The 23,243-nt window shown below is 64.6% G+C and carries 21 protein-coding genes; 18 read left to right on the forward strand and 3 right to left on the reverse strand.

The features are described from left to right. Nucleotides 1–43 precede the first annotated feature (43 nt). From EP376_RS03805 to EP376_RS03815, 3 genes are read left to right on the forward strand one after another with little or no spacing between them, the layout of a single operon-like run. A complete protein-coding gene (locus tag EP376_RS03805) occupies nucleotides 44–1,150 on the forward strand; it encodes a Gfo/Idh/MocA family protein (protein ID WP_127654197.1) in 1,107 nt (368 codons plus the stop codon). A 1-nt stretch (nucleotide 1,151) separates the two neighbouring features. Next, on the forward strand, nucleotides 1,152–2,042 hold the full coding sequence (locus EP376_RS03810; RefSeq protein WP_127654716.1) for a TIM barrel protein: 891 nt from the start codon (nucleotides 1,152–1,154) through the stop codon (nucleotides 2,040–2,042). A gap of 45 nt (nucleotides 2,043–2,087) precedes the next feature. After that, entirely contained in the window at nucleotides 2,088–3,245 is a 1,158-nt protein-coding gene (locus EP376_RS03815) for a Gfo/Idh/MocA family protein (RefSeq protein ID WP_127654198.1), read from the forward strand. A gap of 60 nt (nucleotides 3,246–3,305) precedes the next feature. Here the strand turns inward: EP376_RS03815 and EP376_RS03820 are convergent, their stop codons facing one another. Both EP376_RS03820 and EP376_RS03825 read right to left on the reverse strand, forming a co-directional pair. Beyond that, the gene (locus EP376_RS03820; protein ID WP_127654199.1) at nucleotides 3,306–4,316 is read right to left on the reverse strand and encodes a LacI family DNA-binding transcriptional regulator; all 1,011 of its coding nucleotides are present in this window, start codon (nucleotides 4,314–4,316) and stop codon (nucleotides 3,306–3,308) included. Between the two features lie 55 nt (nucleotides 4,317–4,371). Further along, on the reverse strand, nucleotides 4,372–5,466 hold the full coding sequence (locus EP376_RS03825) for a fatty acid desaturase family protein (protein ID WP_127654200.1): 1,095 nt from the start codon (nucleotides 5,464–5,466) through the stop codon (nucleotides 4,372–4,374). A gap of 148 nt (nucleotides 5,467–5,614) precedes the next feature. Here EP376_RS03825 and EP376_RS03830 point away from each other — a divergent pair, with 148 nt between their 5' ends. From EP376_RS03830 to iolB, 12 genes are all read left to right on the forward strand, one after another. Then, nucleotides 5,615–6,646 carry a LacI family DNA-binding transcriptional regulator gene (locus tag EP376_RS03830; protein WP_127654201.1) on the forward strand — a complete coding sequence of 344 codons (1,032 nt, stop codon included), beginning with the start codon at nucleotides 5,615–5,617 and terminating at the stop codon, nucleotides 6,644–6,646. Nucleotides 6,647–6,804: 158 nt separating this feature from the next. Next, entirely contained in the window at nucleotides 6,805–7,623 is an 819-nt protein-coding gene (locus tag EP376_RS03835) for a TIM barrel protein (RefSeq protein WP_127654202.1), read from the forward strand. 87 nt (nucleotides 7,624–7,710) lie between these two features. Beyond that, nucleotides 7,711–8,655 (forward strand): sugar ABC transporter substrate-binding protein, encoded by a 945-nt coding sequence (locus EP376_RS03840; RefSeq protein ID WP_127654203.1) that lies wholly within the window; start codon nucleotides 7,711–7,713, stop codon nucleotides 8,653–8,655. Between the two features lie 100 nt (nucleotides 8,656–8,755). After that, the gene (locus EP376_RS03845; protein WP_127654204.1) at nucleotides 8,756–9,838 is read left to right on the forward strand and encodes an ABC transporter permease; all 1,083 of its coding nucleotides are present in this window, start codon (nucleotides 8,756–8,758) and stop codon (nucleotides 9,836–9,838) included. 17 nt (nucleotides 9,839–9,855) lie between these two features. Beyond that, nucleotides 9,856–10,635, forward strand: coding sequence for an ATP-binding cassette domain-containing protein (locus tag EP376_RS03850; protein WP_127654205.1), 780 nt, complete (start codon nucleotides 9,856–9,858; stop codon nucleotides 10,633–10,635). A gap of 28 nt (nucleotides 10,636–10,663) precedes the next feature. Further along, nucleotides 10,664–11,458, forward strand: coding sequence for a 3-methyl-2-oxobutanoate hydroxymethyltransferase (locus tag EP376_RS03855; RefSeq protein ID WP_127654206.1), 795 nt, complete (start codon nucleotides 10,664–10,666; stop codon nucleotides 11,456–11,458). Between the two features lie 99 nt (nucleotides 11,459–11,557). Beyond that, nucleotides 11,558–12,562 (forward strand): inositol 2-dehydrogenase, encoded by a 1,005-nt coding sequence (gene iolG / locus EP376_RS03860; RefSeq protein WP_127654207.1) that lies wholly within the window; start codon nucleotides 11,558–11,560, stop codon nucleotides 12,560–12,562. A 3-nt stretch (nucleotides 12,563–12,565) separates the two neighbouring features. Beyond that, complete coding sequence (locus EP376_RS03865; RefSeq protein WP_127654208.1) at nucleotides 12,566–14,479, forward strand: bifunctional 5-dehydro-2-deoxygluconokinase/5-dehydro-2-deoxyphosphogluconate aldolase; 1,914 nt, start codon at nucleotides 12,566–12,568, stop codon at nucleotides 14,477–14,479. A gap of 4 nt (nucleotides 14,480–14,483) precedes the next feature. Then, entirely contained in the window at nucleotides 14,484–16,316 is a 1,833-nt protein-coding gene (gene iolD, locus EP376_RS03870) for a 3D-(3,5/4)-trihydroxycyclohexane-1,2-dione acylhydrolase (decyclizing) (protein WP_127654209.1), read from the forward strand. A gap of 11 nt (nucleotides 16,317–16,327) precedes the next feature. After that, nucleotides 16,328–17,233 carry a myo-inosose-2 dehydratase gene (gene iolE, locus EP376_RS03875; protein WP_127654210.1) on the forward strand — a complete coding sequence of 302 codons (906 nt, stop codon included), beginning with the start codon at nucleotides 16,328–16,330 and terminating at the stop codon, nucleotides 17,231–17,233. Continuing rightward, complete coding sequence (locus tag EP376_RS03880; RefSeq protein ID WP_127654211.1) at nucleotides 17,226–17,447, forward strand: hypothetical protein; 222 nt, start codon at nucleotides 17,226–17,228, stop codon at nucleotides 17,445–17,447. The genes iolE and EP376_RS03880 overlap by 8 nt, the downstream gene beginning before the upstream one ends. Further along, nucleotides 17,440–18,246, forward strand: coding sequence for a 5-deoxy-glucuronate isomerase (gene iolB / locus EP376_RS03885; RefSeq protein ID WP_127654212.1), 807 nt, complete (start codon nucleotides 17,440–17,442; stop codon nucleotides 18,244–18,246). Before EP376_RS03880 ends, iolB begins: the two co-directional genes overlap by 8 nt. Nucleotides 18,247–18,276: 30 nt before the next feature. Here iolB and EP376_RS03890 read toward each other — a convergent pair whose 3' ends face one another. After that, nucleotides 18,277–18,873 (reverse strand): sulfotransferase family protein, encoded by a 597-nt coding sequence (locus tag EP376_RS03890; RefSeq protein ID WP_127654213.1) that lies wholly within the window; start codon nucleotides 18,871–18,873, stop codon nucleotides 18,277–18,279. A gap of 191 nt (nucleotides 18,874–19,064) precedes the next feature. On the opposite strand from EP376_RS03890, the gene recA reads away from it, so the two are divergent. From recA to EP376_RS03905, 3 genes are all read left to right on the forward strand, one after another. Further along, complete coding sequence (recA, locus tag EP376_RS03895) at nucleotides 19,065–20,150, forward strand: recombinase RecA (protein WP_127654214.1); 1,086 nt, start codon at nucleotides 19,065–19,067, stop codon at nucleotides 20,148–20,150. A gap of 138 nt (nucleotides 20,151–20,288) precedes the next feature. Then, nucleotides 20,289–22,946 carry an alanine--tRNA ligase gene (gene alaS, locus EP376_RS03900; RefSeq protein WP_127654215.1) on the forward strand — a complete coding sequence of 886 codons (2,658 nt, stop codon included), beginning with the start codon at nucleotides 20,289–20,291 and terminating at the stop codon, nucleotides 22,944–22,946. Further along, complete coding sequence (locus EP376_RS03905; protein ID WP_127654216.1) at nucleotides 22,947–23,234, forward strand: DUF1330 domain-containing protein; 288 nt, start codon at nucleotides 22,947–22,949, stop codon at nucleotides 23,232–23,234. It abuts the gene before it with no gap. The last annotated feature ends 9 nt before the right edge of the window (nucleotides 23,235–23,243 follow it).

The following is a 23,243-nucleotide window of genomic DNA, read 5'->3' on the forward strand; positions in this document are numbered from 1 at the left end:
AATTTTGCAACCGGTTGCAAATCGAATCTGACGGGAGGACGCGATGACCGAGATCGGGATCGGCGTGGTTGGCGGCGGCTATATGGGCAAGGCGCATTCCGTGGCCATGGCGGCCGTCGGTGCGGTCTTCGAAACCCGTCTGCGCCCGCGTCTTCAGGTCATCGCCGCAAGCTCTGACGCCAGCGCCGAGCGCTATGCACGCGCCTTCGGATTTGCCCGCGGCACCGGCGATTGGCGCAGCCTCGTGGAGGACCCGGCCGTCGAGGCGGTGATCATCGCTTCGCCCCAGTCGACCCATCTCGAGATCGCTCAGGCCGCGCTTGCCCTCGGAAAGCCCGTTCTGTGCGAAAAGCCGATGGGCCTTGATGTGACGGAGGCCGCGCAGATGGTCGCCGCCGCCGAGGCCGCCGGGGTGGCCAACATGGTGGCCTATAATTACAGCCGCACGCCTGCGACCCAGTTCGCGCGAAAACTGATCGCCGAGGGCCGGATCGGGCAGGTGACGGGCTTTCGCTGCGAGCATATGGAAGATTTCGCAACTGAGGCGGGCCTTGCCGCGTGGCGTTATCAGGGGGCGGCCAATGGCTGTTTGGGCGACCTTGCGCCGCATCCGATCAACGCCGCGCTGGCGCTGATGGGCCCGATCGCCGAGGTCAACGCCGTGATGGAGACGGTGATCCCCGAACGCGACGGCGTGCAGGTCACCAACGATGATCAGGTTCAGATGATGGTCCGGTTCGCGACGGGCGTGCATGGCCATATCGCGGCCAGCCGTGTCGCGACGGGGCGCAAGATGGGCTATGCCTACGAGGTCTTCGGCACGAAAGGCGCGATCCGTTTCGATCAGGAAGATCAGAACGCGATCTGGCTATATCATGCCGATGCACCGCTGGCCGAACGCGGGTTTCGCAAGATCCTGACCGGCCCCGCCCACCCCGATTACCTGCCGTTCTGCCAGGGGCCCGGGCACGGCACCGGCTACCAGGATCAGATCATCATCGAGGCGCATGATTTCCTGCGTGCCATCGATGGCGGCGCGCCGGTCTGGCCGACCTTCAGGGACGGGCTGGAGGTGCAGTCCGTCATCGCCGCGGCCCGCGCCTCGGACAATACACGAAGCTGGCAAAGTCCTTCGAACTTCTTGGGATAACATCATGATAAAAGTGGGAAATGCGCCCTGTTCCTGGGGCGTCGAATTCGCGGATGACCCGCGCAACCCGTCCTGGCGGGAGGTTCTGCGCGAATGCGCGGCCGCAGGATATTCGGGGATCGAACTGGGGCCCGTGGGCTTCATGCCCGAAGACCCGGGCATTCTGGGCGAAGCGCTGGCCCAGGAGGGGCTGACGCTGATCGGCGGGGTCGTCTTCCGGCCGTTCCACGACGCGGGCGCCTGGGACGAGGTGATGGATGGCGCGGTGCGCACCTGTCGGTCGCTCGTGGCGCATGGGGCCAAGCACCTCGTGCTGATCGATTCCATCTCGCCCCGGCGCGCCCCGACCGCCGGGCGCCCCGACGAGGCGGAACAGATGGACGAGGCCGAATGGGCCGCCTTCCGCGACAGGATCGCCACCGTCGCCAAGATGGGAGCCGAGGATTACGGGCTGACCGTGTCGATCCACGCCCATGCGGGCGGGTTCATCGATTTCGAGCCCGAGCTGGAACGTCTGCTGGACGAGACCGATGCGGGCACTCTGAAGATTTGCCTCGATACCGGGCACCACGTCTATGCGGGCTATGATCCGCTCGCCTTCATGAAACGGCACATGAGCCGGATCTCCTACATGCATTTCAAGGATATCGATCCGGCGGTGAAGGCCACGGTCGTCGAGAACCGGACCGGATTCTATGACGCGTGCGGGCAGGGTATCTTCTGCAATCTCGGCGATGGCGCGGTCGATTTCGAGGCGGTCCGGAGCCTTCTGGTCGGTGCCGGGTTCGAGGGCTGGTGCACGGTCGAACAGGATTGCGATCCCACGCTCGACGTGGCGCCGCTTGACGATGCGAAGGCCAACCGGGCCTATCTCGAAAGCATCGGGTTCTAACCACATCTGGGTCACTGCCGGCGTAGGCCGGCCCGGGAGGATATCATGACGAAACTGAACTGGGGCATGATCGGCGGCGGCGAAGGCAGCCAGATCGGCCCGGCGCATCGCTTGGGTGCGGGGCTGGACGGGGCATTCGATTTCGTGGCCGGCGCGCTGGACCACAGGGCCGAGGCCGGGCGCGACTATGGCCAGCGGCTGGGCCTTGCGCCCGACCGCGCCTATGGCGACTGGCGCGAGATGCTGGAGGGCGAGGCCGGCCGCGACGATCGGATCGACCTGGTGACAGTGGCCACGCCCAACGCCACCCATTTCGAGATCACGAAGGCCTTCCTCTCCAAGGGCTTCCACGTTCTGTGCGAAAAGCCGATGACGATGACCGTCGAGGAGGCTGAAGAGATCGTGGGCCTGGCGCGCGAGACGGGTCGGATCTGTGCCGTCAATTACGGCTATTCGGGCTATAGCCTCGTGCGTCACATGCGCGCCATGGTGGCGCGCGGTGACCTGGGCAAGATCCGGGTCGTGAAGGCGGAATTTGCCCATGGCCACCATGCGAATGCCGCTGACGCCGATAATCCGCGCGTGCGCTGGCGCTATGATCCGGCGCAGGCCGGTGTCTCGGCGCAATTCGCCGATTGCGGGATCCATGCCATGCATATGGCCAGCTTCGTCACGGGGCAGGAGGTCGAGCGTCTTTCGGCCGACACGGTCAGCGCGATCGAGAGCCGGGAGCTTGAAGACGACGCGATGGTCAATTTCCGGATGTCGGGCGGCGTCGTTGGCCGGCTCTGGACCTCGTCCATCGCGCTTGGCAATCAGCATGGCCTGACGCTTCAGGTCTTTGGTGAGAAGGGTGGCCTTCGCTGGGCGCAGGAACAGCCGAACCAGCTGTACTGGATGCCGCTGGGTGAGCGCCTTCAGGTGATCGAACGGGGCGAGGGCAACCTGTCGCCCGAGGCCGACCGGACGAGCCGGGTGACAGTGGGTCATGCCGAGGGCATGCCGCTGGCCTTCGCCAATATCTACAGCGATCTGGCCGAGGCGATCCGCGCCCGAAACGAAGATCGGCCCTGCGATCCCGCGGCCGACCTTTATCCCCGGGCCGAGGATGGTCTGCGCTCGATGGCAGCGGTCTTTGCCGTCGCCCAATCGGGCAAGTCCGACGGGGCCTGGGTCGATGCGCGTCCGCCGATGTTCCGGTGAGGCGCAACAAATTTGGCCAAATTTGTTGCCCCGGTGCCGGACAGGTCCGGCACCGGGGGCTCACAAAATTCTGGAATTTTGTGGCCGCAGTGTCCCGCGTTCGACCACATCGCAGGCGAAGAGCCGCACATCGGGCGGCGTCTCCGGCGCCTCCAGCAAGAGCGCCATGCGTTCGATCGCGGCATCGACGATGCGCGCGATCGGCTGGCGGATCGTGGTCAGCGCGATGTTCTGCCAACCCGCCATCTCCATGTCGTTGAGGCCCAGAAGGCCGATGTCCCCCGGCACGTCGAGGCCCGCCTCCCGCACCGCCGAGAGCGCGCCGATCGACAACACGTCATCGCCGCAGAAATAGGCCTCCGCCGGCCCAAGGGGCAGAAGCCGGGCCATCTCTTCGCGCCCGGCGGCAAAGCTGTAGGCACGGGCGAAGTGGATTTGCGCCGTCACTGACGTGTGCCTCTCGAGCGCTTCGCGGAACCCCGCCAGTCGATCCTGCGTTGAACTGGCCGCCTCGGGGCCGCCAAGAAAGCCCAGCCGCCTGTAGCCGCGCGCGACCAATGTCTCGACGGCAAGCCGGCCGCAATCTCTATTGTCGATCCCCACGACCGGGACCGTGGGCCGCGCCGAGGCCCGGCCGAAGGCATGCACGACCGGGACGCCGGCCGCGCTGAAGGCCTCGGCGAATGTCGGGGGCAGCGTCGAGGAGGCCACGACGACGCCATCCACCGAATAGGCGCGCAGCATTTCGAGGGAACCGCTTGGGTCGGTCTCGCTCGACAGGTTGACGAGAAGCGGCCTCAGCCCGCGCGCCTGCAAGCCGCTGGTGAACAGATCGAAAACCTCGAGAAAGATCGGGTTGCGGAAGTTGTCCGCCACCAGCCCGATCAACTCGGTCCGGCGGGTCGTCAGGCTGCGGGCGATCAGGTTGGGGCTGTAGCCCAGCTCCTGTGCGGCCTTTTCGACGCGCGCCCGCATCCGGGGCGAGACCGAGGCCCCGGCGGTGAAGGTGCGCGACACGGCCGAGCGTGATACGCCCGCCCGTTCTGCCACGTCTTTCAGGGTCACCGACATGCCCGCTCCTTCTGTCGCGCGCCAGAATGATCCGGCACGCGCAGGGGGGCAAGTCCTACTCGGCGGGCTGGGCGAGGGGGGCGCCCCCGAGGGCCGCTTCGTGAAGGTCCTCGCGGTAGGGCCGGGCCGTGCCGGGCAGGGTGCGGCGCAGATAGACCTCTTCGTTCTTCAGCTGACGCAGCAGGACGGGCACCATCTCCCGGTAGCCTGCAAGGATCGAGGGGGTCGGCTCGGGCAAGTCATCCTTGATCCGGGCATGCAGCTCGGGCAGCCGGTGATAGGGCACCATCGGGAACATGTGGTGTTCGATGTGAAAGCTCATGTTCCAGTAGATGAACCGGCTGATCGGGTTGATGTAGACGGTGCGCGTGTTGAGCCTGTGATCGATCACGTTGTCGGCGAGCGCGCCATGCTGCAGAAGCCCCACCAGCACATAATGCCAGGCGCCATAGATGCTGGGCAGACCGATCACCATCAGCGGCAGGATCGACCCCATGGCCAGCGCGAGCACGATCACCGCGGCATAGATCGCCGTCCAGATCCGCGCCACGCGGATCACCTTCGATTGTTCGGTTTCCGGGATGTAGGATTTCTCTTCGGTGCTCAGTTGCCCGGTCGCGTTGAAGAGCATCTGTTTCCACCCCATGATCGGCCCCAGAAGCCCGATCAGGTTGAGGATCACACGCGCCAAATCCGGCGGGCGCATGATCGCGATCTCGGGGTCGCGGCCGACGATGTAGGTGTCGGTATGATGGCGTGCATGGGACCAGCGCCAGGTATGCGGATTGCGCACGATCATGAAGCAGGCGATCTGGTAGACCACGTCGTTCATCCAGCGCGTCTTGAAGGCCGTGCCGTGACCGCATTCATGCCAGCGCGAATCAGAGGCCGAACCATAAAGCACCCCGTAGGCGATCCAGAACGGGGCCGACCACCACGACGGCCAAAGCGCGATCCCGATCCCGGCAAGGACGACCATCGCGCCGATCCAGATGATCGTGTCGCGAGTCGCGGGCCCATCCTCGCGTTTCATCAAGGCTTTCATCTCCTTGCGGGAGATGTCCGAATGATACCACTCGGCCGTGGCAAGGCCGGTCTCGATCGCGCGTTCGCCATCGAGCCCGAGGAGACTGTAGTCACGTTTCGTCATCTCGATCCTCCCTGTGACGCGGCCCAGATTAGGGCCAGCCTCGCCCTGCAATAAGAGGGTGTCGGAGGGTTCTTGTCAAAATCCATCAACTCGGGCCATCATGAATGATGGAATTTCGTCATTTCGGGCAAGAACAGGAGGGTGTGTGATGGGAAAACGGCCGACCATCACGGATGTGGCCCGGGTGGCAGGCGTCAGCGTGGCGACCGTCGACCGGGTGCTGAACGGACGATCCCGTGTCCGCGAGGAGACGGCGCGCCGGGTGCTGGAGGCCGCGCGCGAGGTCGGCTATCACGCCGCCGGTCTGATCGCGCAACGGCTGGCGCCCGACGTTGAACGGATGCGGCTGGGCTTCGTGCTGCACAAGGAAAAGCAGGCCTTTTACCGCCAGTTCCGGCAGGCCATCGAAGAGGCCGCCCAATCGATCACGACCGCCCATGTGGAGCCCGTGATCCGGTTCTCCGCCTCGCAGAGTCCGGCCGATTTCATCGCCGAGATGCGGGCCATCGCGGACGAGGTCGACGGGATTGCGGCCTCTGCGATCACCCATCATTCCATTACCGATGCCGTCATCGAATTGCAGGAGGCAGGCACCCCGGTCTTTGCGCTTCTGAATGATTTCGCCCAAGGAGTGAGACAGGCCTATATCGGGCTTAACAACCTGAAAATAGGACGAATTGCTGGCTACATGGTCCACAAATCCGCGACCCGGAGCGGCAAGCTGGCGGTCTTCGTCGGCGGCCATCGCTGGCATGGTCATGAGCTGCGCGAGACAGGTTTCCGAAGCTATTTCCGGGAATATGCGCCCGAATTCAGTGTCCTTGATACGCTCGTCAATCTCGAAACCCGGCAGCTGACCTACGAGGCGACGCTCGATCTGCTGGCACGCCACGCGGATCTGCGGGGCATCTATGTTGCGGGCGGCGGCATGGAGGGCGCGATCGCCGCCCTGCGCGAAGCGCGCGAGCCGGGGGCTGTGGCGCTGGTCGTGAACGAACTCACGCCGGAGTCGCGGGCCGGGTTGTCCGACCGGTTCGTCTCGATGGTGATCGGCACTCCATTGGGCGAGGTCTGCCGCGACACGATGGAGATGATGATCGCTACGGCGCGGTCGGGCTTTGTCGATCTCACGGGGCAATACTTCCTCGAGCCGCGACTTTACCTGCCGGAATCGGTATGATGGAAAACCATCATCTTTATGATCGAGATCTATCATGATTTGACAGAATGCGATCCGCTGCGATTGACCGAAGGGGGGGATAGCAGACAGATTGGCGCAGCGGATCGCCGGGGAGGGCGGTCCCGGCCGGCCATGCCGGCACCTGGGAGGATATTGAAGTGCTGCGCTTCGCGATCAACCACATGACCGTTCCGCGGGCCCGTTTCGACGGCCTTCTGGATATGGCGGCGGATTTGGACTGTATCGGTGTCGAGTTTCGCAACGATCTGCCGGGCGCTCTTTTCGACGGGGCTGATCCCGCCGAGGTGGGACAGGCGGCCGCGGATCGCGGGTTGCGCATTCTGGCGCTGGCCGAGGTGAAATCCTTCAACATCTGGTCGGACGACAAGGCCCGCGAGGCCGAAGCGCTGATGCAGATCGCAACATCCTGCGGCGCCGAGGCCATCGCCCTGATCCCGCGCAACGATGGCGGCGGGCGTGGCAACGGGGAGAGGCAGGCCAATCTTCGCGTCGCCCTGCGGGAGTTGGGTCCGATGCTTGCCCAGTATGATCTGATGGGTCTGGTCGAGCCTCTGGGCTTCGAGATCTCGTCGCTCAGGCTGAAGTCCGAGGCGGTCGACGCGATCACCGCGCTTGGCCATGCCGACAGGTTCCGCCTTGTCCACGACACGTTCCATCATCATCTGGCCGGCGAGACCGAGGTCTTCCCCGAGATGACGGGCATCGTGCATATCTCGGGCGTGAAAGATCCGACGCTCTCGGTCGGCGAGATGACGGATGCGCACCGTATCCACGTGGATGCGCGCGACCGGCTTGGAAATATCGAACAGATTTCGACCCTCATCCGTGGCGGATACGAGGGGCCGATTTCGGTGGAGGCCTTTGCCCCTGCCGTTCACGAGAGCGCGGATCCGGCGGGCGAGCTTGCCGGGTCTTTCGAATTCATCCGCGATCAGATCGCCGCGGAAGTGGCATGACGATACGGGGATGAGTCAAAGCCCCGATCCGGGGCGCACCGGCGTGAGATGACTGGGTGAGCCGGCACCCGTTCTGGGAGGAACACAATGAAGAAAACTCTTATTGCTGCCGGTCTGGCGACGTTGCTTGGCACCACCGCGATGGCCGAAACGATCGGTGCCTCGATCGCGCGCTTTGACGACAACTTCCTGACCGTCATGCGCAATGGCATGGTCGAATACGCCGACAGCCTCGATGGCGTGGATTTGCAGGTCGAGGACGCGCAGGACGACGTGGCCCGCCAGCTTGACCAGATCAACAACTTCATCGCCTCCGGCGTGGATGCGATCATCGTCAATGCCGTCGACACCTCGGCCACCCAGGCGATGACCGCCGCCGCGGAATCCGCGGGCATTCCGCTGGTGTATGTCAACCGCGAGCCGATCAACGTCGATGTGCTGCCCGACAACCAGGCGTTCGTTGCGTCCAACGAAATCGAATCCGGCACTCTGGCCGCCTTCGAGGCCTGCAAGATGCTGCGGGCCATGGGCTATGCCGGAGGTGCCTCGGGCTATCTGATGATGGGTCAGCTGTCCAACCAGGCCGCCGTTCAGCGCACCAAGGACGTCGACGACGTCATCGGCATGGACATGTGCAACTTCATCTCGCTCATCGACCGCCAGACCGCCAACTGGTCGCGCGACGAAGCGCAGGACCTCATGACCAACTGGCTCTCCTCCGGTGAGGAATTCCAGGTCGTGTTCGCCAACAACGACGAAATGGCCATCGGTGCGATCCAGGCGATGAAAGCGGCCGGCATTTCCATGGAAGACGTGGTCGTGGTCGGCGTCGACGCCACCCAGGACGCGCTTCTGGCGATGCAGGCGGGCGATCTTGACGCCACCGTCTTCCAGGACGCCTTCGGTCAGGGCGAAGGCTCGGTCGATGCGGCCCTGGCGTTGGCCCGTGGGGAAGAAGTGGAGCAGAAGGTCTACATTCCGTTCCAGCTCGTCACCATGGACAACCTCGAGAACTTCCTCGATCGCAACTGATCCTGAACGCGTGCAAACGGGCAGGGCGCCGCGCGCGCCCTGCCCATTCCGCTGCCCTCGTGGCGCGGCAATAAGGTGAAAACCAACAGGGGAGCGACGCATGGCGGATCATGCTGACGGTATCGGCGGTCTGAAATATGACCGGTCCAAGCGGGCCTGGCCCAACGAAATGAACATCTTCATCGCGCTGGTCCTTATCGTCGCGGTGTTCGAGGCGCTCGGGCAGATCCTGCCCTACATGGATGGTCAGAGCTTTCTCTTCGATACGAACGACCGGTTCGACACGATCTTCAACGAGGCGCGCCTTCGGATCATCATCCTTCAGGTCGCGATTATCGGGATCATTTCGCTGGGCGTGACGCAGGTGATCATCTCGGGTGGGATCGACCTGTCATCGGGGCCGCTGACCGCGGCGACGGCGATGATCGTGATGTCCTTCGCCCAGACCGAACTGGTCAACGGCAACCCCAACCCCGCCGCCGTCTTCGGCCCCTGGGCCATGGACCTGCCGGTGATCGTCCCCGTGATCGTGGGTCTGTGTTTCGGCGCCTTCATCGGCAGCATCAACGGCTCGCTGATCGCGTTCACACGCATTCCGCCCTTCATCGCCACGCTGGGCATGTTCCTGATCTGCCGCGGCATCGCGCAGTGGTGGACCCGCGGCCAGCCCGTGTCGTTCCCGACGGAAGGCTACGCCTGGCTCGGCTCGGGCATGATGCCCGTCATCTGGTTCGTGCTGCTGGCGATCCTGTGCCACGTGCTTCTGCGCTACACGGTTTATGGCAAGCACACCTATGCCATCGGCTCGAACGAGGATGCGGCTCGCATGTCGGGCATTAACGTCAAGCGGCACAAGGTCATGGTCTACATGATCGCGTCGATGCTGGCCGCCTTTGCAGCGATCGTCCTAAGCTCTAAGAACCTGACGGCGCAGTCGGGCATGGGCCTTTTCTACGAGCTTTACGCCATCGCCATGGCGGTCATCGGCGGTGTCAGCCTTCAGGGCGGACGCGGCTCGATCATCGGCACGGTTCTGGGCGCGATGGTCTTTGGCGTGATCCAGTCCGGGTTCACCTATGTGAAGCTGGACGCCTATTTCCAGATCATGGCCATGGGCTTCATCATCATCAGCGCCGTTGTTCTGGACCAGTGGCGGCAGCAACGCGCCGCATCACGGTCCTGACAAGGGAGGAGAGAGACATGAGCGACATTATCCTCGAAACCCGCGACCTGACCAAGCATTACGGCGGGGTCCACGCGCTGGAAGGTGCCAATTTCGTCCTGCGCAACGGAGAACATGTGGCGATCATGGGCGACAACGGGGCGGGTAAATCCACCTTCGTGCGCCAGATCACCGGGGTCGAGCAGCGCACGCGCGGCGAGATCATCTTCGATGGCAAGCCGGTGAACTTCTCCGGCCCGCTCGATGCCCGCGAGGCGGGGATCGAGGCGGTGTTCCAGACGCTGGCTCTGGCCGATCACCTCGACGTGCCGGACAACCTGTTCCTTGGGCGGGAAAAGACCAAGTTCGACTGGCTCGGCCCGTTTCGGCTTCTGGATTACAAGGCGATGCGCGAGGATACGCTGGCCGCGCTGGAAAAGACGGGGGTCAAGATCCCCAACATCCGCAACACGATCCAGAACATGTCGGGCGGTCAGCGCCAATGTGTGGCGATCGCGCGCACGGCCAGTTTTCATTCCAAGCTGACCATCATGGACGAGCCGACGGCGGCCTTGGGTGTGCAGGAAACCGCGCAGGTGGAAAACATCATTCGCACCCTGAAGGACCAGGGCGAACCGCTTGTCCTGATCAGCCACAACATGCGGCAGGTGATGGACCTGGTGGACCGGATTATCGTCTTCCGCCGGGGTCGGATCGTTGCCAACCTCAACAAGAACGAGACCGACGGGCAGGATGTCGTCGCCTATATCACCGGCGCCAAGACCCAGCCCGAGTATGACGTGGAAGGGGTCGCCTGACGGCGATCCCCCGATAAAGGACCAGATCATGGCGCGTCCCACCGTTGCGGATATCCGGGCCCTCAAGGGCAAGCGTCAGCTGTCGATGCTGTTCGTCGACACGCTCGACGAGGCCGCGGCGGCGGCTGCGGGGATCGACATGCTGTCGATCGTCGATCACGTCTGGACGCCCGAGATGCGCGAGGCGGCGGGCGATTGCTTCGTGCAGGTGGGGTTCGTGCCCGGCGATCAAGTCACCACCGAGGATTACCTTCGCGCGACCCATGCCGCGATCCGCATCGGCGGTGACAGCTGCTATTGCGCGGCGGGCCTGCCCACGATCCGCGCTCTGGCGGCCGAGGGCATTCCCGTGGTGGGGCATGTGGGCCTGATCCCGTCCAAGAACACATGGACAGGAGGGTTCCGCGCGGTGGGCAAGGATGCTGTCAGCGCGCTCAAGGTCTGGGAAGACGTGAAGGCGCTCGAGGCGGCTGGCTGTTTCGGTGCCGAACTGGAGGTCGTGCCCGACCGGGTGTCGGCCGAGATCACCAGGCGCACCTCGCTGATCATGCTGGGCATGGGTGCGGGAAGCGGGGCGGATGCGCAATACCTCTTTGCCGAGGATGTGCTGGGCTATACCCGGGGCCACAAGCCACGCCACGCCAAGACCTACCGTAATTTCCGGGCCGAACTGGATCGTCTGCAACACGAGAGGATCGCGGCCTTCGGAGAGTTTCGCGCCGATGTGGAACGCGGAACCTATCCGGGTGCCGAACATGTCGTGCCCATCGAGGATGGTGAGTTCGCGGCCTTCATGGCGGGGATCGAGACCCGGCCCGGCTAGCCTCCAGGCGGCTCGGCGCATGACGGGCCGCGATCCGCAGCCAGGATTTTCAGATGACCACTCAGGGCGGTGCGCCGCCCGTCAGAAAGGACGACAGCAATGACTACAGGTTTCGCCATTCTGGGTGCGGGCCGGATCGGCCGGACCCATGCCCGCGCGATTGCGGGCAGTGCGCGGGCGCGGCTCGTGGCGATCGCCGACCCGGTCGAGGCCGCGGCACAGGAGCTTGCCGCGCAATATGGCTGCGACATCCGCGAGATCGACGAGATTGCCGACAGCGCCGATGTGGATGCCGTCGCGATCTGCACGCCAACCGACACCCACGCCGACCTGATCGAGCTGTTCGCCCGCAAGGGCAAGGCGGTGTTCTGCGAAAAGCCCATCGATCTGAGCGTGGACCGCGTGCGCGACTGTCTGAAGGTGGTGGACGAGACGGGCGCCACGCTCATGGTGGGGTTCAACCGCCGCTTCGATCCCGACTTCCGCGCCGTCAAGGCCGAGGTCGACAGCGGTCGGCTGGGCGAGGTCGAGATGGTCACGATCATCAGCCGCGACCCAGGCGCCCCGCCCGCCGATTACATCAAACGCTCGGGCGGGATCTTCCGCGACATGACGATCCACGATTTCGACGTGGCCCGCTGGCTGTTGGGTGAAGAGGTCGAGACGGTGATGGCGCAGGGCTCTGTCCTGACCGATCCCGCGATCGCCGATCTGGGCGATTACGACAGCGCGAACATCATCCTGCGCACAGCCTCGGGCAAGCAGGCGATCATCACCAATTCACGCCGCGCCACCTATGGCTATGACCAGCGGGTCGAAGTTCTGGGCTCGCGCGGCATGGCCTCGGCGCAGAACCGCCACGAGGTGGGGATCGAGATTGCCGGGGCTGGGGGCTTCATCCGCGCGCCGCTTCTGAATTTCTTCATGGATCGCTATACCGAGGCCTATGCCGCCGAGATCGACGCCTTCGTCGCTGCGGTCGAGGACGGGACGGAGACGCCCACCACCGGCCATGACGGGCTGATGGCGCTGATCCTGGCCGATGCCGCGGTGACATCCGCCAAGGAGGGCCGCGCCGTCCGCGTGTCGCAGACAGGAGACTGAGACATGTCCGACAGCCTTGACGTGATCACCATTGGCCGGTCGTCGGTCGATCTCTACGGCGCGCAGATCGGCGGGCGGCTGGAGGATATGGGCTCGTTCGACAAGTATATCGGCGGCTCGCCCACCAACATCGCCTGCGGCACGGCACGGCTGGGCCTGCGCTCGGCCGTCATCACGGGGGTGGGCGACGAACATATGGGGCGGTTCATCCGCGAACAGCTGGCCCGCGAGGGCGTGAATACCGAGGGCGTAAAGACCGATCCCGATCGGTTGACGGCGCTTGTGCTGCTGGGGATCCGCGATCAGGAAAGCTTTCCGCTGATCTTCTACCGCGAGAATTGCGCCGATATGGGCCTGACGGAGGCTGATATCGACCCGGCCTTCATCCGCCGCGCGCGGGCCGTGGTGGCCACCGGCACCCACCTGTCGCATCCGCAGGTCGAGGCCGCGACCCTCAAGGCGCTGGGCATCGCGCGCGAGGCGGGGCTTCAGACGGCGCTCGATATCGACTACCGCCCCAACCTTTGGGGCGTGGCGGGCCACGGCGACGGCGAAAGCCGGTTTGTCGAAAGCGAGAAGGTCACCGCCAAGCTGCAATCGACGCTGCATTACTTCGATCTGATCGTCGGCACCGAAGAGGAGTTTCACATCGCCGGCGGCACCACGGATACCGTTGCCGCCCTGCGCGCCGTGCGGGCGGTGTCGGATGCGACGCTCGTGTGCAAACGGGGAGCTGCGGGGGCCGTCGCCTTCACCGGCGCGATCCCCGACAGCCTTGATGACGGCGAGGCAGGCCCCGGCTTCCCGATCGAGGTCTTCAACGTGCTGGGCGCGGGCGACGGCTTCATGTCGGGCCTTCTGAAGGGCTGGCTCGACGGGGAGGATTGGCCGACCGCGCTCAAATACGCGAATGCCTGCGGCGCCTTCGCGGTATCGCGCCACGGCTGTACGCCCGCCTATCCCAGCTGGGAGGAGCTGCAATTCTTCTTTGAACGCGGGATCAAGCGCCCCGATCTGCGCAACGATGCGGAACTGGAGCAGGTCCACTGGGCGACGAACAGGGCAGGGGATTGGTCCACCTTGCGGACCTTTGCCTTCGATCACAGATCCCAGCTTGAAGAGATGGCGGGCTACTGCCCCGACAAGGGCGCGGCCTTCAAAGAGCTGTGCCTCGATGCCGCGCTGCGCGTGGCAGACGGGCAGGCCGGCTATGGCATCCTGTGCGACAACCGGATCGGGCGGTCGGCCTTGCACCGGGCCTCCGGTTCGGGGCTCTGGATCGGGCGGCCGACGGAGCTACCCGGCTCGCGCCCCATCGAGTTCGAGCCCGAGTTGGGTGCGGATCTCGGCGGCCTGGGCGAATGGGCGCGGGAAAACGTGGTGAAGCTGCTGGTCTTCTGCCACGCGGATGATGATTACAAGACGGCCAAGATGCAGGTGGCGCGGGTCAAGCGGCTGTTCACGGCTGCGCGGCGCAACGGGCTGGAATTCCTGCTCGAGGTGATCCCCTCGAAGGTCGGCCCGGTCGACGATACGACGACCGCCACGCTGATCCAGACCTTCTATGACGCGGGGGTCTTCCCCGACTGGTGGAAGCTGGAGCCGTTCCGGACCGAGGCCGCCTGGACCAATGCCACGGCCGCCATCACCCGCAACGATCCGCGCACACGCGGCATCGTGGTGCTGGGGCTTGATGCGCCGGAGGCCGAACTGGCCGAAAGCTTTGCGCTGGCGGCGCGGCAACCGCTGGTCAAGGGATTTGCCGTGGGGCGCACGATCTTTGGCGATGCGGCGCGGCGCTGGTTCGCGGGCGACATGAGCGATGCCGAGGCGGTTGAACAGATGGCAGAGCGCTATGCGCGGCTCTGCGCGATATGGGACAAGGCACGGGCCGGGACCCGTGCAGGAAAGGAGTGATCCGATGGGCAAGACGATCCGACTGACCGCGGCTCAGGCCATGGTGCGCTGGCTGGCGGCACAGCTCAACGAAGAGGGCGAGACCTATATCGCTGGTGTCTGGGCTATCTTCGGCCACGGCAACGTGGCGGGGCTGGGCGAGGCGCTGCAACCGATGCAGGACAAGCTGCCCACATGGCGTGGCCACAACGAACAGACCATGGCGCATGCCGCCATCGCCTATGCCAAGCAGATGCGCCGCAACCGTGCCATGGCGGTGACCTCGTCGATCGGGCCGGGGGCCACCAACATGGTGACCGCCGCTGCGCTGGCGCATGCCAACCGGCTGCCGGTCCTGTTGATCCCGGGCGATGTCTTTGCCAATCGCGGGCCCGATCCGGTTCTCCAGCAGATCGAGGATTTCACCGATGGAACGGTGAGCGCGAACGACTGCTTCCGCCCTGTCAGCCGCTATTTCGACCGGATCAGCCGGCCCGAACATATCCTGACCGCGCTGCCGCGCGCGATGCGTGTCCTGACCGATCCCGCCGATTGCGGGCCGGTCACGCTGGCCTTCTGTCAGGACGTTCAGGCCGAGGCCTATGATTATCCCGAAAGCTTTTTCGAGCCGCGCGTCTGGCACCAGCGCCGGATCCATCCCGATCCGCACGAACTGCACCGCGCCATCGAGGTGATCCGCGCGGCCAAGCGGCCGGTGATCGTCGCGGGCGGCGGCGTGCATTACTCGGGCGCGACCGAGGACCTGCGTCTTTTCGCAGAGGCGCACAACATCCCCGTGACCGAAACGCAGGCTGGCAAATCCGCGCTGCCCTGGGATCATCCGCTGAACCTCGGGCCGATTGGCGTGACGGGGGGGGAGCCCGCCAATGACCGCTGCGCGGAGGCCGATCTGATCCTTGGCATCGGGACGCGGTTTCAGGACTTCACGACCGGGTCGTGGGGTCTGTTCCGCAATCCCGACCGCCGGATCATCTCGCTCAACGTGCAGGCGCATGACGCAATGAAGCATGGGGCCCTGCCGGTTCAGGCGGATGCCAAGGCGGGTCTGACGGAACTGGCGATCGAACTGGCCGGCTATGCGCCCGAGCCGCCCGCGGCCGGGGCCAAGCCCGACTGGTTTGCCAAGGTCGATCCGCTGACCGCTGCCCCCGGCGACGGGAACGCTCTGCCCACCGACATGCAGGTCGTGGGGGCCGTCCAGCGGCAGGCAAACGACAAGACCGTCGTCATGTGCGCCGCAGGCACCATGCCCGGAGAGCTGCACAAGCTGTGGAAGGCGGGCCGCCCGGGGTCCTACCACATGGAATACGGCTTTTCCTGCATGGGCTATGAAATCCCCGGCGCCATCGGCATCAAGATGGCCGAGCCCGAGGCCGACGTGATCTGCTTTACGGGCGACGGCACCTACATGATGGCCAATTCCGAGATGGCGACGGCGGCGATGATGGGCATTTCCTTCACCGTGGTCGTGACCGACAACCGCGGCTTCGGCTGCATCAACCGGCTGCAGATGGGCACCGGCGGGGCGGAGTTCAATTGCCTTCTGGATCATACCGTCCACGAGGTTCCCTCTGCCATCGATTTCGCGGCGCATGCGGGCTCCATGGGGGCGACAAGCGTCAAGGTGGGCTCCATCGCCGAGCTGGAAGAGGCGCTCGCCAAGCGGGGCGAGGTCAAGGGGCCCTATGTCGTCGTGATCGACACCGACCCCTATCCCAGCACCGAATATGGTGGCACATGGTGGGAAGTCGGCGTGCCCGAGGTGTCGGACAGGCCGCAGGTCCACGACGCCCGCGCCGCCTTTGTCGAAAACAAGAAGACGCAGCGCGCAGATTAGGAGCCGCCCCCATGGCCGTGAAGATCGGGATATCTCCCATCGCCTGGCAGAACGACGATCTGCCGGACCTGACCGCCGCCTATACGATGGAGCAGGCCCTCTCCGAGGCCCGCGAGATCGGTTACTCCGGCGTCGAGCGGGGCCGGCGAATGCCGCATGACACCGAGGGTCTGCGCGACTACCTGCGGACCTATGACATCGCGCTGTGCGGTGGCTGGTGTTCGGGTAACCTGATGGCCGATGACGTGGCGACCGAGATCGCCAACGTCGGCCAGCAGGTCGCGCAATTCGTGGCGCTGGGCGCGCCCTGCCTTGTTTATGCCGAATGCTCCAACACGGTTCAGGGCGATATCGCGACGCCCGTGTCCCATCGGCCCAAGCTGACCCGGGACGAGATCGCGGGCTACGGCGCCAAGCTGACCGAAGTGGCCCGCTGGATGGCGGATCAGGGGATGACGCTGGCCTATCACCACCACATGGGCTCGATGATCGAGGATGGCGAGGATATAGACTGGCTGATGGAGACCACGGGACCAGAGGTCACGCTCCTTTATGACACGGGCCACCTGCGGTTCGGGGGCGCGGATGTGATGGGCGTGCTCGATCGCTGGGGCGACCGGATCAGCCATGTCCATTTCAAGGATGTCCGCGCCGAGGTGACGGCCCGGATGCGCGCCGAGAACCGCAGCTTCCTCGATGCGGTGATCGCGGGCGCCTTCACCGTGCCGGGTGATCCCGAAGGATCGATCGATTTTCAGGCGGTGGCCGACAGGCTCCGCGCGATGGACTACGAGGGCTGGATCGTGGTCGAGGCGGAACAGGATCCGTCCCGCGCCGATCCCAAGGCCTATTCGAAAATGGGCTATGACCACATCGTCGATATCTGTGCCCGCGCGGGGATCACGATCGATGGCTGATCGCAGGGATTTCTTCAACGTCCGCCATCCGTTCTTTCTGCCTGTCGGGCGCCGGTTGGCGGTGGTCGTTGTGACGGGCGGTTGGGCGATGCTCGAACTGGCGTCGGGCAATGCCGGCTGGGCGATGATCTTCGGCGCGGCGGCGGCGTGGTGCGGATACGAGTTCTTCGTGGTCTTCGACCCCGAGAACTACAAGGAGAAGAAAGATGACTGACCTTCTGCACAAACCCTTCGGGACCCACGGCAAGGTCCACCAGATCACGCCCGAAAGCGCGGGCTGGCGCTATGTCGGTTTCTCGCTGTATCGCCTGCGCGCGGGCGAGACGGCGGCCGAGGCCACGGGCGACCGCGAAGTCATCCTCGTCATGGTCGAGGGCAAGGCCGCGATCCGTGCGGCGGGTCAGGATTGGGGCGTTCTGGGCGACCGGATGGACGTGTTCGAAAAGACGCCGCCCCATTGCCTCTATGTCCCGAACGACGAGGCGTGGGAGGCCGTGGCCGAGACCGACTGCGTCATCGCCGTCTGTTCCGCACCCGGCAAGGGCGGCCACGCCGCCCGGCGCATCGGGCCCGACGGGATCACGCTGACCGAACGTGGCCGCGGCACCAACACCCGCCTGATCAACAACATCGCGATGGAGGCCGAGGATTTTGCCGACAGCCTTCTGGTGACCGAGGTCTTCACCCCGGCGGGCCATTGGTCGTCCTACCCCAGCCACCGCCACGACGAGGATGATTTCCCCCGCATCACCTATCTGGAAGAGACCTATTACCACCGGCTCAACCCGGCGTCGGGTTTTGGTATCCAGAGGGTCTATACCGATGACGGCGCGCTGGACGAGACGATGGCCGTCAGCGATGGCGATGTCGTTCTGGTGCCGCGCGGACACCATCCCTGCGGCGCGCCCTATGGATTCGAGATGTATTACCTCAACGTGATGGCCGGGCCGCTGCGCAAATGGCGCTTTGTCCCGGCGCCCGAGGTCGAATGGATCATGGAACGCGACGCCTGATCGCGCATTTTCGCCCAGAGGAATGCGGGCCTATCTGCCCGCCGCCTCCCAGACCTCGAATTCCGCCGCGCATTTGCGCCTCAGCTTGGCCTCGGTCTGCGGGGTCAGCGAAACGTCCATCGTCGGAGAGACGTTGAGCCGGGGCAGATCGATCCGGAGCGACAGGCGGTCCGACAGGAAGGCGATTAGCTTGTCCTGTTGTTCGTAGCGGAACAGGTGATCGACCGCGATCACGCCATCCGCATCGGAGACGAACTTCGCCTGGCTGCCGACATTGGCGAACGGCGCGGGCTTGCCGCGGGTGTATTCGCCTACGAAGGCGTCGAAGGTCATGCCCTTGGTGCTGTTGGGGCGGCCATCCAGATCATCGCGCCGCCTGTATCGATACCAGCTCGACAGCCAGTCGACGGGATGCCGGATCACCGCGACGGTCTCCATCTCCTGGCCGCCGGCCTTCTCGAAGAACGGGGCAAGGAATCGCCGGTAACGATAGACCGGCGAATGCTTCAGATGCGGCGGATCGCGCAGAACCATGCCGGCGCGCGGGGCCAGTGCGCCCTCGATCGCGGTGGTTCCGGTCTTGGGCACAGCCAGAAAGACCAGACGTTCCTTCCAGAAAACAAGCACATAGACCTCCCGACCACAGCGAGGAGACTGCCCCGAAGATGGTAAACCACTAATTAACCAATCTGACCCAACGTTGATAGGTGAGAATTGACTTGAAATGTTCCCGTTTTGTCCGCTATCAACGGCGGAACAAGAGGTGAACAAAGCAGTAATTGCCGCCCTCCGGCGGGTATGAAATAAGGATGGGAAACATGGCAACGGCAGATCTCCTGAACATGACCAGCAAGAAGACGGCGGACAAGCAGAAGGCCCTCGATTCGGCGCTTGCGCAGATCGAACGCCAGTTCGGCAAGGGCTCGATCATGAAGCTCGGCGGCCAGAACCAGATGCCCGATATCGAGGCGACGTCGACCGGTTCGCTGGGTCTTGATATCGCGCTGGGGATCGGTGGCCTGCCCAAGGGGCGTGTGATCGAAATCTATGGCCCGGAAAGCTCCGGCAAGACGACGCTGACGCTGCATGTGGTGGCCGAAGAACAGAAAAAAGGCGGCGTTTGCGCCTTTGTCGACGCCGAACACGCACTTGATCCGCAATATGCCAAGAAGCTGGGCGTGAACCTTGACGAGCTGCTGATCTCGCAGCCCGATACCGGGGAACAGGCGCTTGAGATCGTGGATACGCTTGTGCGCTCCGGCGCGGTGAGCCTTGTCGTGGTCGATTCCGTCGCTGCCCTGACGCCGCGCTCCGAGCTTGAGGGCGATATGGGCGACAGCTCGGTCGGTGTGCATGCCCGCCTGATGAGCCAGGCGATGCGCAAGCTGACCTCCTCGATCTCGCGGTCGAACTGCATGGTGATCTTCATCAACCAGATCCGGATGAAGATCGGCGTGATGTTCGGAAGTCCGGAAACCACGACGGGCGGCAACGCCCTGAAGTTCTACGCGTCTGTCCGCCTGGATATCCGCCGCATCGGCTCGGTCAAGGACCGGGACGAAACTGTGGGCAACTCGACCCGGGTGAAGGTGGTCAAGAACAAGGTTGCCCCGCCCTTCAAGCAGGTCGAATTCGACATCATGTATGGTGAGGGCATTTCCAAGACCGGTGAGTTGCTCGATCTCGGCGTCAAGGCAGGCGTGGTCGAGAAGTCCGGGGCCTGGTTCTCCTACGGGGACGAGCGGATCGGGCAGGGCCGGGAAAACTCCAAGACTTTCCTCAAGGAACATCCCGAGATGGCCATGGAGATCGAGGACAAGATCCGCGCGGCCCATGGTCTCGATTTCGAGATGAGTGCCGGTGACGGCGAATCCGACGGGGGCGATGACCTCGTCGAGATGTAGGCGCCGATCCGGGCGCCAGACGAGGGCGGTCCGCTTCGCGGTGCCGCCCTTTTTTGTTGCGTGGCGCGGCTGCTGTGGACACCTGCCCGGGGCGGGGCTATTCCTCGCATCCGTCAACCCATCACGCGAAAGACGCTCATGACTTCGCTTGCCGATATCCGCTCGACCTTCCTCGACTATTTCGCCCGGCAGGGGCACGAGATCGTGTCCTCCTCGCCGCTGGTTCCGCGCAACGATCCGACGTTGATGTTCACTAATTCCGGGATGGTTCAGTTCAAGAACCTCTTCACCGGGCTGGAACATCGCGATTATGCCCGCGCGACCACGTCTCAGAAATGCGTGCGTGCCGGCGGCAAGCACAACGACCTCGACAACGTGGGCTATACGGCGCGGCACCTGACGTTTTTCGAGATGCTGGGGAATTTCTCGTTCGGGGATTATTTCAAGGACGAGGCGATCCCCTTTGCATGGGAGCTTCTGACCAAGGATTTCGGCCTCGACAAATCGAAGCTTCACGTCACGGTCTATCACACCGATGACGAGGCCGCGGCCATCTGGAACAAGATCGGTGTCCCCGACGAGCGGATCATCCGCATTGCCACGGATGACAATTTCTGGCGCATGGGCCCGACCGGCCCCTGTGGCCCTTGCACCGAGATCTTCTATGACCACGGCCCCCACATCTGGGGCGGCCCTCCGGGCAGCGCCGAGGAGGATGGCGACCGCTTCATCGAGATCTGGAACGTGGTCTTCATGCAGAACGAGCAGTTCGAGGATGGCACGATGCGCCCCCTTGATATGCAGTCGATCGACACCGGCATGGGGCTCGAGCGGTTCGCGGCGCTGATGCAGGGCACCAACAACCTGTTCGAGACCGATCTTCTGCGCTCCATCGTCGAGGCCGCGGCCCATGTGACGAACCGCGATCCCGAGGGCGATACATTGCCCCATCTGCGCGTCATGGCCGACCACCTGAGAACCTCGTCCTTCCTGATCGCCGAAGGCGTGCTGCCCTCGAACGAGGGCCGGGGCTACGTGCTGCGCCGGATCATGCGCCGCGCGATGCGTCATGCGCATCTGCTGGGCGCCAAGGATCCGGTGATGCACCGGCTGGTCCCCGAACTGATCCGCCAGATGGGTGGTGCCTATCCCGAACTCGGGCAGGCCAAGGCCCTGATGGAAGAGACGCTCATGGCCGAGGAAACCCGGTTCAAGCAGACACTCGACCGGGGGCTTCGCCTGTTGGACGAGGCGCTCGACGGGCTGCCGGACGATGCCGACCTTCCGGGCGAGACGGCGTTCAAGCTTTATGACACCTTCGGCTTCCCGCTTGATCTGACGCAGGATGCGCTCCGCGAAAAGGGCCGCCTGGTTGATGTCGCCGGGTTCGACCACGCGATGCAGGAACAAAAGGCCAAGGCCCGTGCCGCATGGTCCGGATCGGGAGAGGCCGCGGATTCGCCGGTCTGGTTCGACATCGCGGAAAATCGCGGCACGACCGAATTCCTAGGCTACGAGACCGAAAGTGCCGAGGGCCAGATTCAGGAACTCGTCCGGGATGGCGCCACGCTTGGCGAGGCCTCCGAGGGTGAAACAGTCCAGATCGTCGTCAACCAGACCCCGTTCTATGCCGAGGCCGGTGGCCAGGTCGGCGACACGGGCTTTATCCGGACGGATACGGGCCTCGCCGAGGTGACGGAGACCCGAAAGGTCGCGGGCGTGTTCATCCATTTTGCCACTGTGCGCGAAGGCTCGATCCTGCGCGGCCAGCCGGCCAAGCTGGATGTGAGCCATGCGCGCCGCACGGCGATCCGCGCCAACCATTCGGCCACCCACCTCTTGCACGAGGCCCTGCGCGGTGCGCTTGGCGAACATGTGGCGCAGCGCGGCTCGCTGAATGCGCCCGACCGGCTGCGGTTCGACTTCAGCCATGGCAAGGCGCTCTCTGCGGAGGAGCTGGCCCGCGTCGAAGCCGAGGTCAACGCGATGATCCGGCAGAACAGCCAGGTGTCGACCCGGATCATGACGCCCGATGACGCCCGCGCCATCGGCGCGCAGGCGCTTTTCGGTGAGAAATATGGCGACGAGGTTCGGGTCGTGTCGATGGGCGAGGCCGATACGGGCAAGGGGACCGATGGCCGGACCTACTCGATCGAGCTTTGCGGCGGTACGCATGTCCGCCAGACCGGCGATATCGGCGCCTTCGTGGCGCTGGGTGACAGCGCCTCGAGTGCGGGTGTGCGCCGAGTGGAGGCACTGACGGGTCAGGCGGCGCTGGATTACCTCGCCGGGCGCGAACGTCTGTTGAGCGAGACAGCCTCGGTTCTCAAGGCGCAGGCCAACGAGGTGCCCGAGCGGGTGCGCGCGCTACTGGATGAGCGCAAGGCGCTGCAGGCCGAACTGGCCGATCTGCGACGCGATATGGCGATGGGCGGCGGCGCGGGCGGGGCCGGACCCCGCGAAGAGCAGGTCAACGGAATCCGTTTCCTTGGTCAGCGGCTTGAGGGCGTGACCGGCAAGGACCTGCCGCCGATCGTCGATCAGTTCAAGGGGCAGGGCGACAGCGGCGTCGCGCTCCTGATCGCGGATACCGGCGGCAAGGCGGCGGTGGCGGTGGGTGTCACCAAGGATCTGGCCGGTCGGTTCGATGCGGTCGCCCTGCTGCGGCTCGCGGTTGAAACGCTGGGCGGCAAGGGCGGCGGAGGCCGTCCGGACATGGCCCAGGGTGGCGCGGCATCGGCCGAGAATTCAGGGGCCGCGATCGCCGCGGTCCGGGCAAAACTGGAGGAGGGTTGAATGCCTGCACTATGGATCGCTCATGCGAAGGTCACCGATCCCGAATCGTACGGGAAGTACGCAGAACTCGCGGGGCCCGCGATCAACAAGCACGGGGGGTATTTCATTGCGCGCGCCGGACGTTACGTCCAGCTCGAAGGCAATGACCGAGCGCGCAATGTCGTGGCGAAATTCCCCAGCGTCGAGGCGGCAGAGGCCTGTTATCACAGCCCCGAATACCAGGAAGCTCTCAGCCACGCCCGTGGCGCGGCCGAACGCGACCTGGTGATTGTCGAAACCTCGGAATAGGGCGACCAA

The sequence above is a fragment of the Alexandriicola marinus genome, from assembly GCF_004000435.1.
In the GTDB taxonomy this organism is placed as follows: domain Bacteria; phylum Pseudomonadota; class Alphaproteobacteria; order Rhodobacterales; family Rhodobacteraceae; genus Alexandriicola; species Alexandriicola marinus.

What these genes read in the sequence shown, in the direction of transcription:
- EP376_RS03865 (WP_127654208.1), top strand. Translation starts at nt 12,566, where the DNA reads ATGTCCGACAGCCTTGACGTGATCACCATTGGCCGGTCGTCGGTCGAT.
- EP376_RS03840 (WP_127654203.1), top strand. Translation starts at nt 7,711, where the DNA reads ATGAAGAAAACTCTTATTGCTGCCGGTCTGGCGACGTTGCTTGGCACC.
- iolE (WP_127654210.1), top strand. Translation starts at nt 16,328, where the DNA reads ATGGCCGTGAAGATCGGGATATCTCCCATCGCCTGGCAGAACGACGAT.
- EP376_RS03820 (WP_127654199.1), bottom strand. Translation starts at nt 4,316, where the DNA reads ATGTCGGTGACCCTGAAAGACGTGGCAGAACGGGCGGGCGTATCACGC.
- EP376_RS03805 (WP_127654197.1), top strand. Translation starts at nt 44, where the DNA reads ATGACCGAGATCGGGATCGGCGTGGTTGGCGGCGGCTATATGGGCAAG.
- iolD (WP_127654209.1), top strand. Translation starts at nt 14,484, where the DNA reads ATGGGCAAGACGATCCGACTGACCGCGGCTCAGGCCATGGTGCGCTGG.
- EP376_RS03845 (WP_127654204.1), top strand. Translation starts at nt 8,756, where the DNA reads ATGGCGGATCATGCTGACGGTATCGGCGGTCTGAAATATGACCGGTCC.
- EP376_RS03830 (WP_127654201.1), top strand. Translation starts at nt 5,615, where the DNA reads ATGGGAAAACGGCCGACCATCACGGATGTGGCCCGGGTGGCAGGCGTC.
- EP376_RS03815 (WP_127654198.1), top strand. Translation starts at nt 2,088, where the DNA reads ATGACGAAACTGAACTGGGGCATGATCGGCGGCGGCGAAGGCAGCCAG.
- iolG (WP_127654207.1), top strand. Translation starts at nt 11,558, where the DNA reads ATGACTACAGGTTTCGCCATTCTGGGTGCGGGCCGGATCGGCCGGACC.
- EP376_RS03880 (WP_127654211.1), top strand. Translation starts at nt 17,226, where the DNA reads ATGGCTGATCGCAGGGATTTCTTCAACGTCCGCCATCCGTTCTTTCTG.
- EP376_RS03825 (WP_127654200.1), bottom strand. Translation starts at nt 5,466, where the DNA reads ATGACGAAACGTGACTACAGTCTCCTCGGGCTCGATGGCGAACGCGCG.
- EP376_RS03855 (WP_127654206.1), top strand. Translation starts at nt 10,664, where the DNA reads ATGGCGCGTCCCACCGTTGCGGATATCCGGGCCCTCAAGGGCAAGCGT.
- EP376_RS03850 (WP_127654205.1), top strand. Translation starts at nt 9,856, where the DNA reads ATGAGCGACATTATCCTCGAAACCCGCGACCTGACCAAGCATTACGGC.
- alaS (WP_127654215.1), top strand. Translation starts at nt 20,289, where the DNA reads ATGACTTCGCTTGCCGATATCCGCTCGACCTTCCTCGACTATTTCGCC.
- EP376_RS03905 (WP_127654216.1), top strand. Translation starts at nt 22,947, where the DNA reads ATGCCTGCACTATGGATCGCTCATGCGAAGGTCACCGATCCCGAATCG.
- recA (WP_127654214.1), top strand. Translation starts at nt 19,065, where the DNA reads ATGGCAACGGCAGATCTCCTGAACATGACCAGCAAGAAGACGGCGGAC.
- iolB (WP_127654212.1), top strand. Translation starts at nt 17,440, where the DNA reads ATGACTGACCTTCTGCACAAACCCTTCGGGACCCACGGCAAGGTCCAC.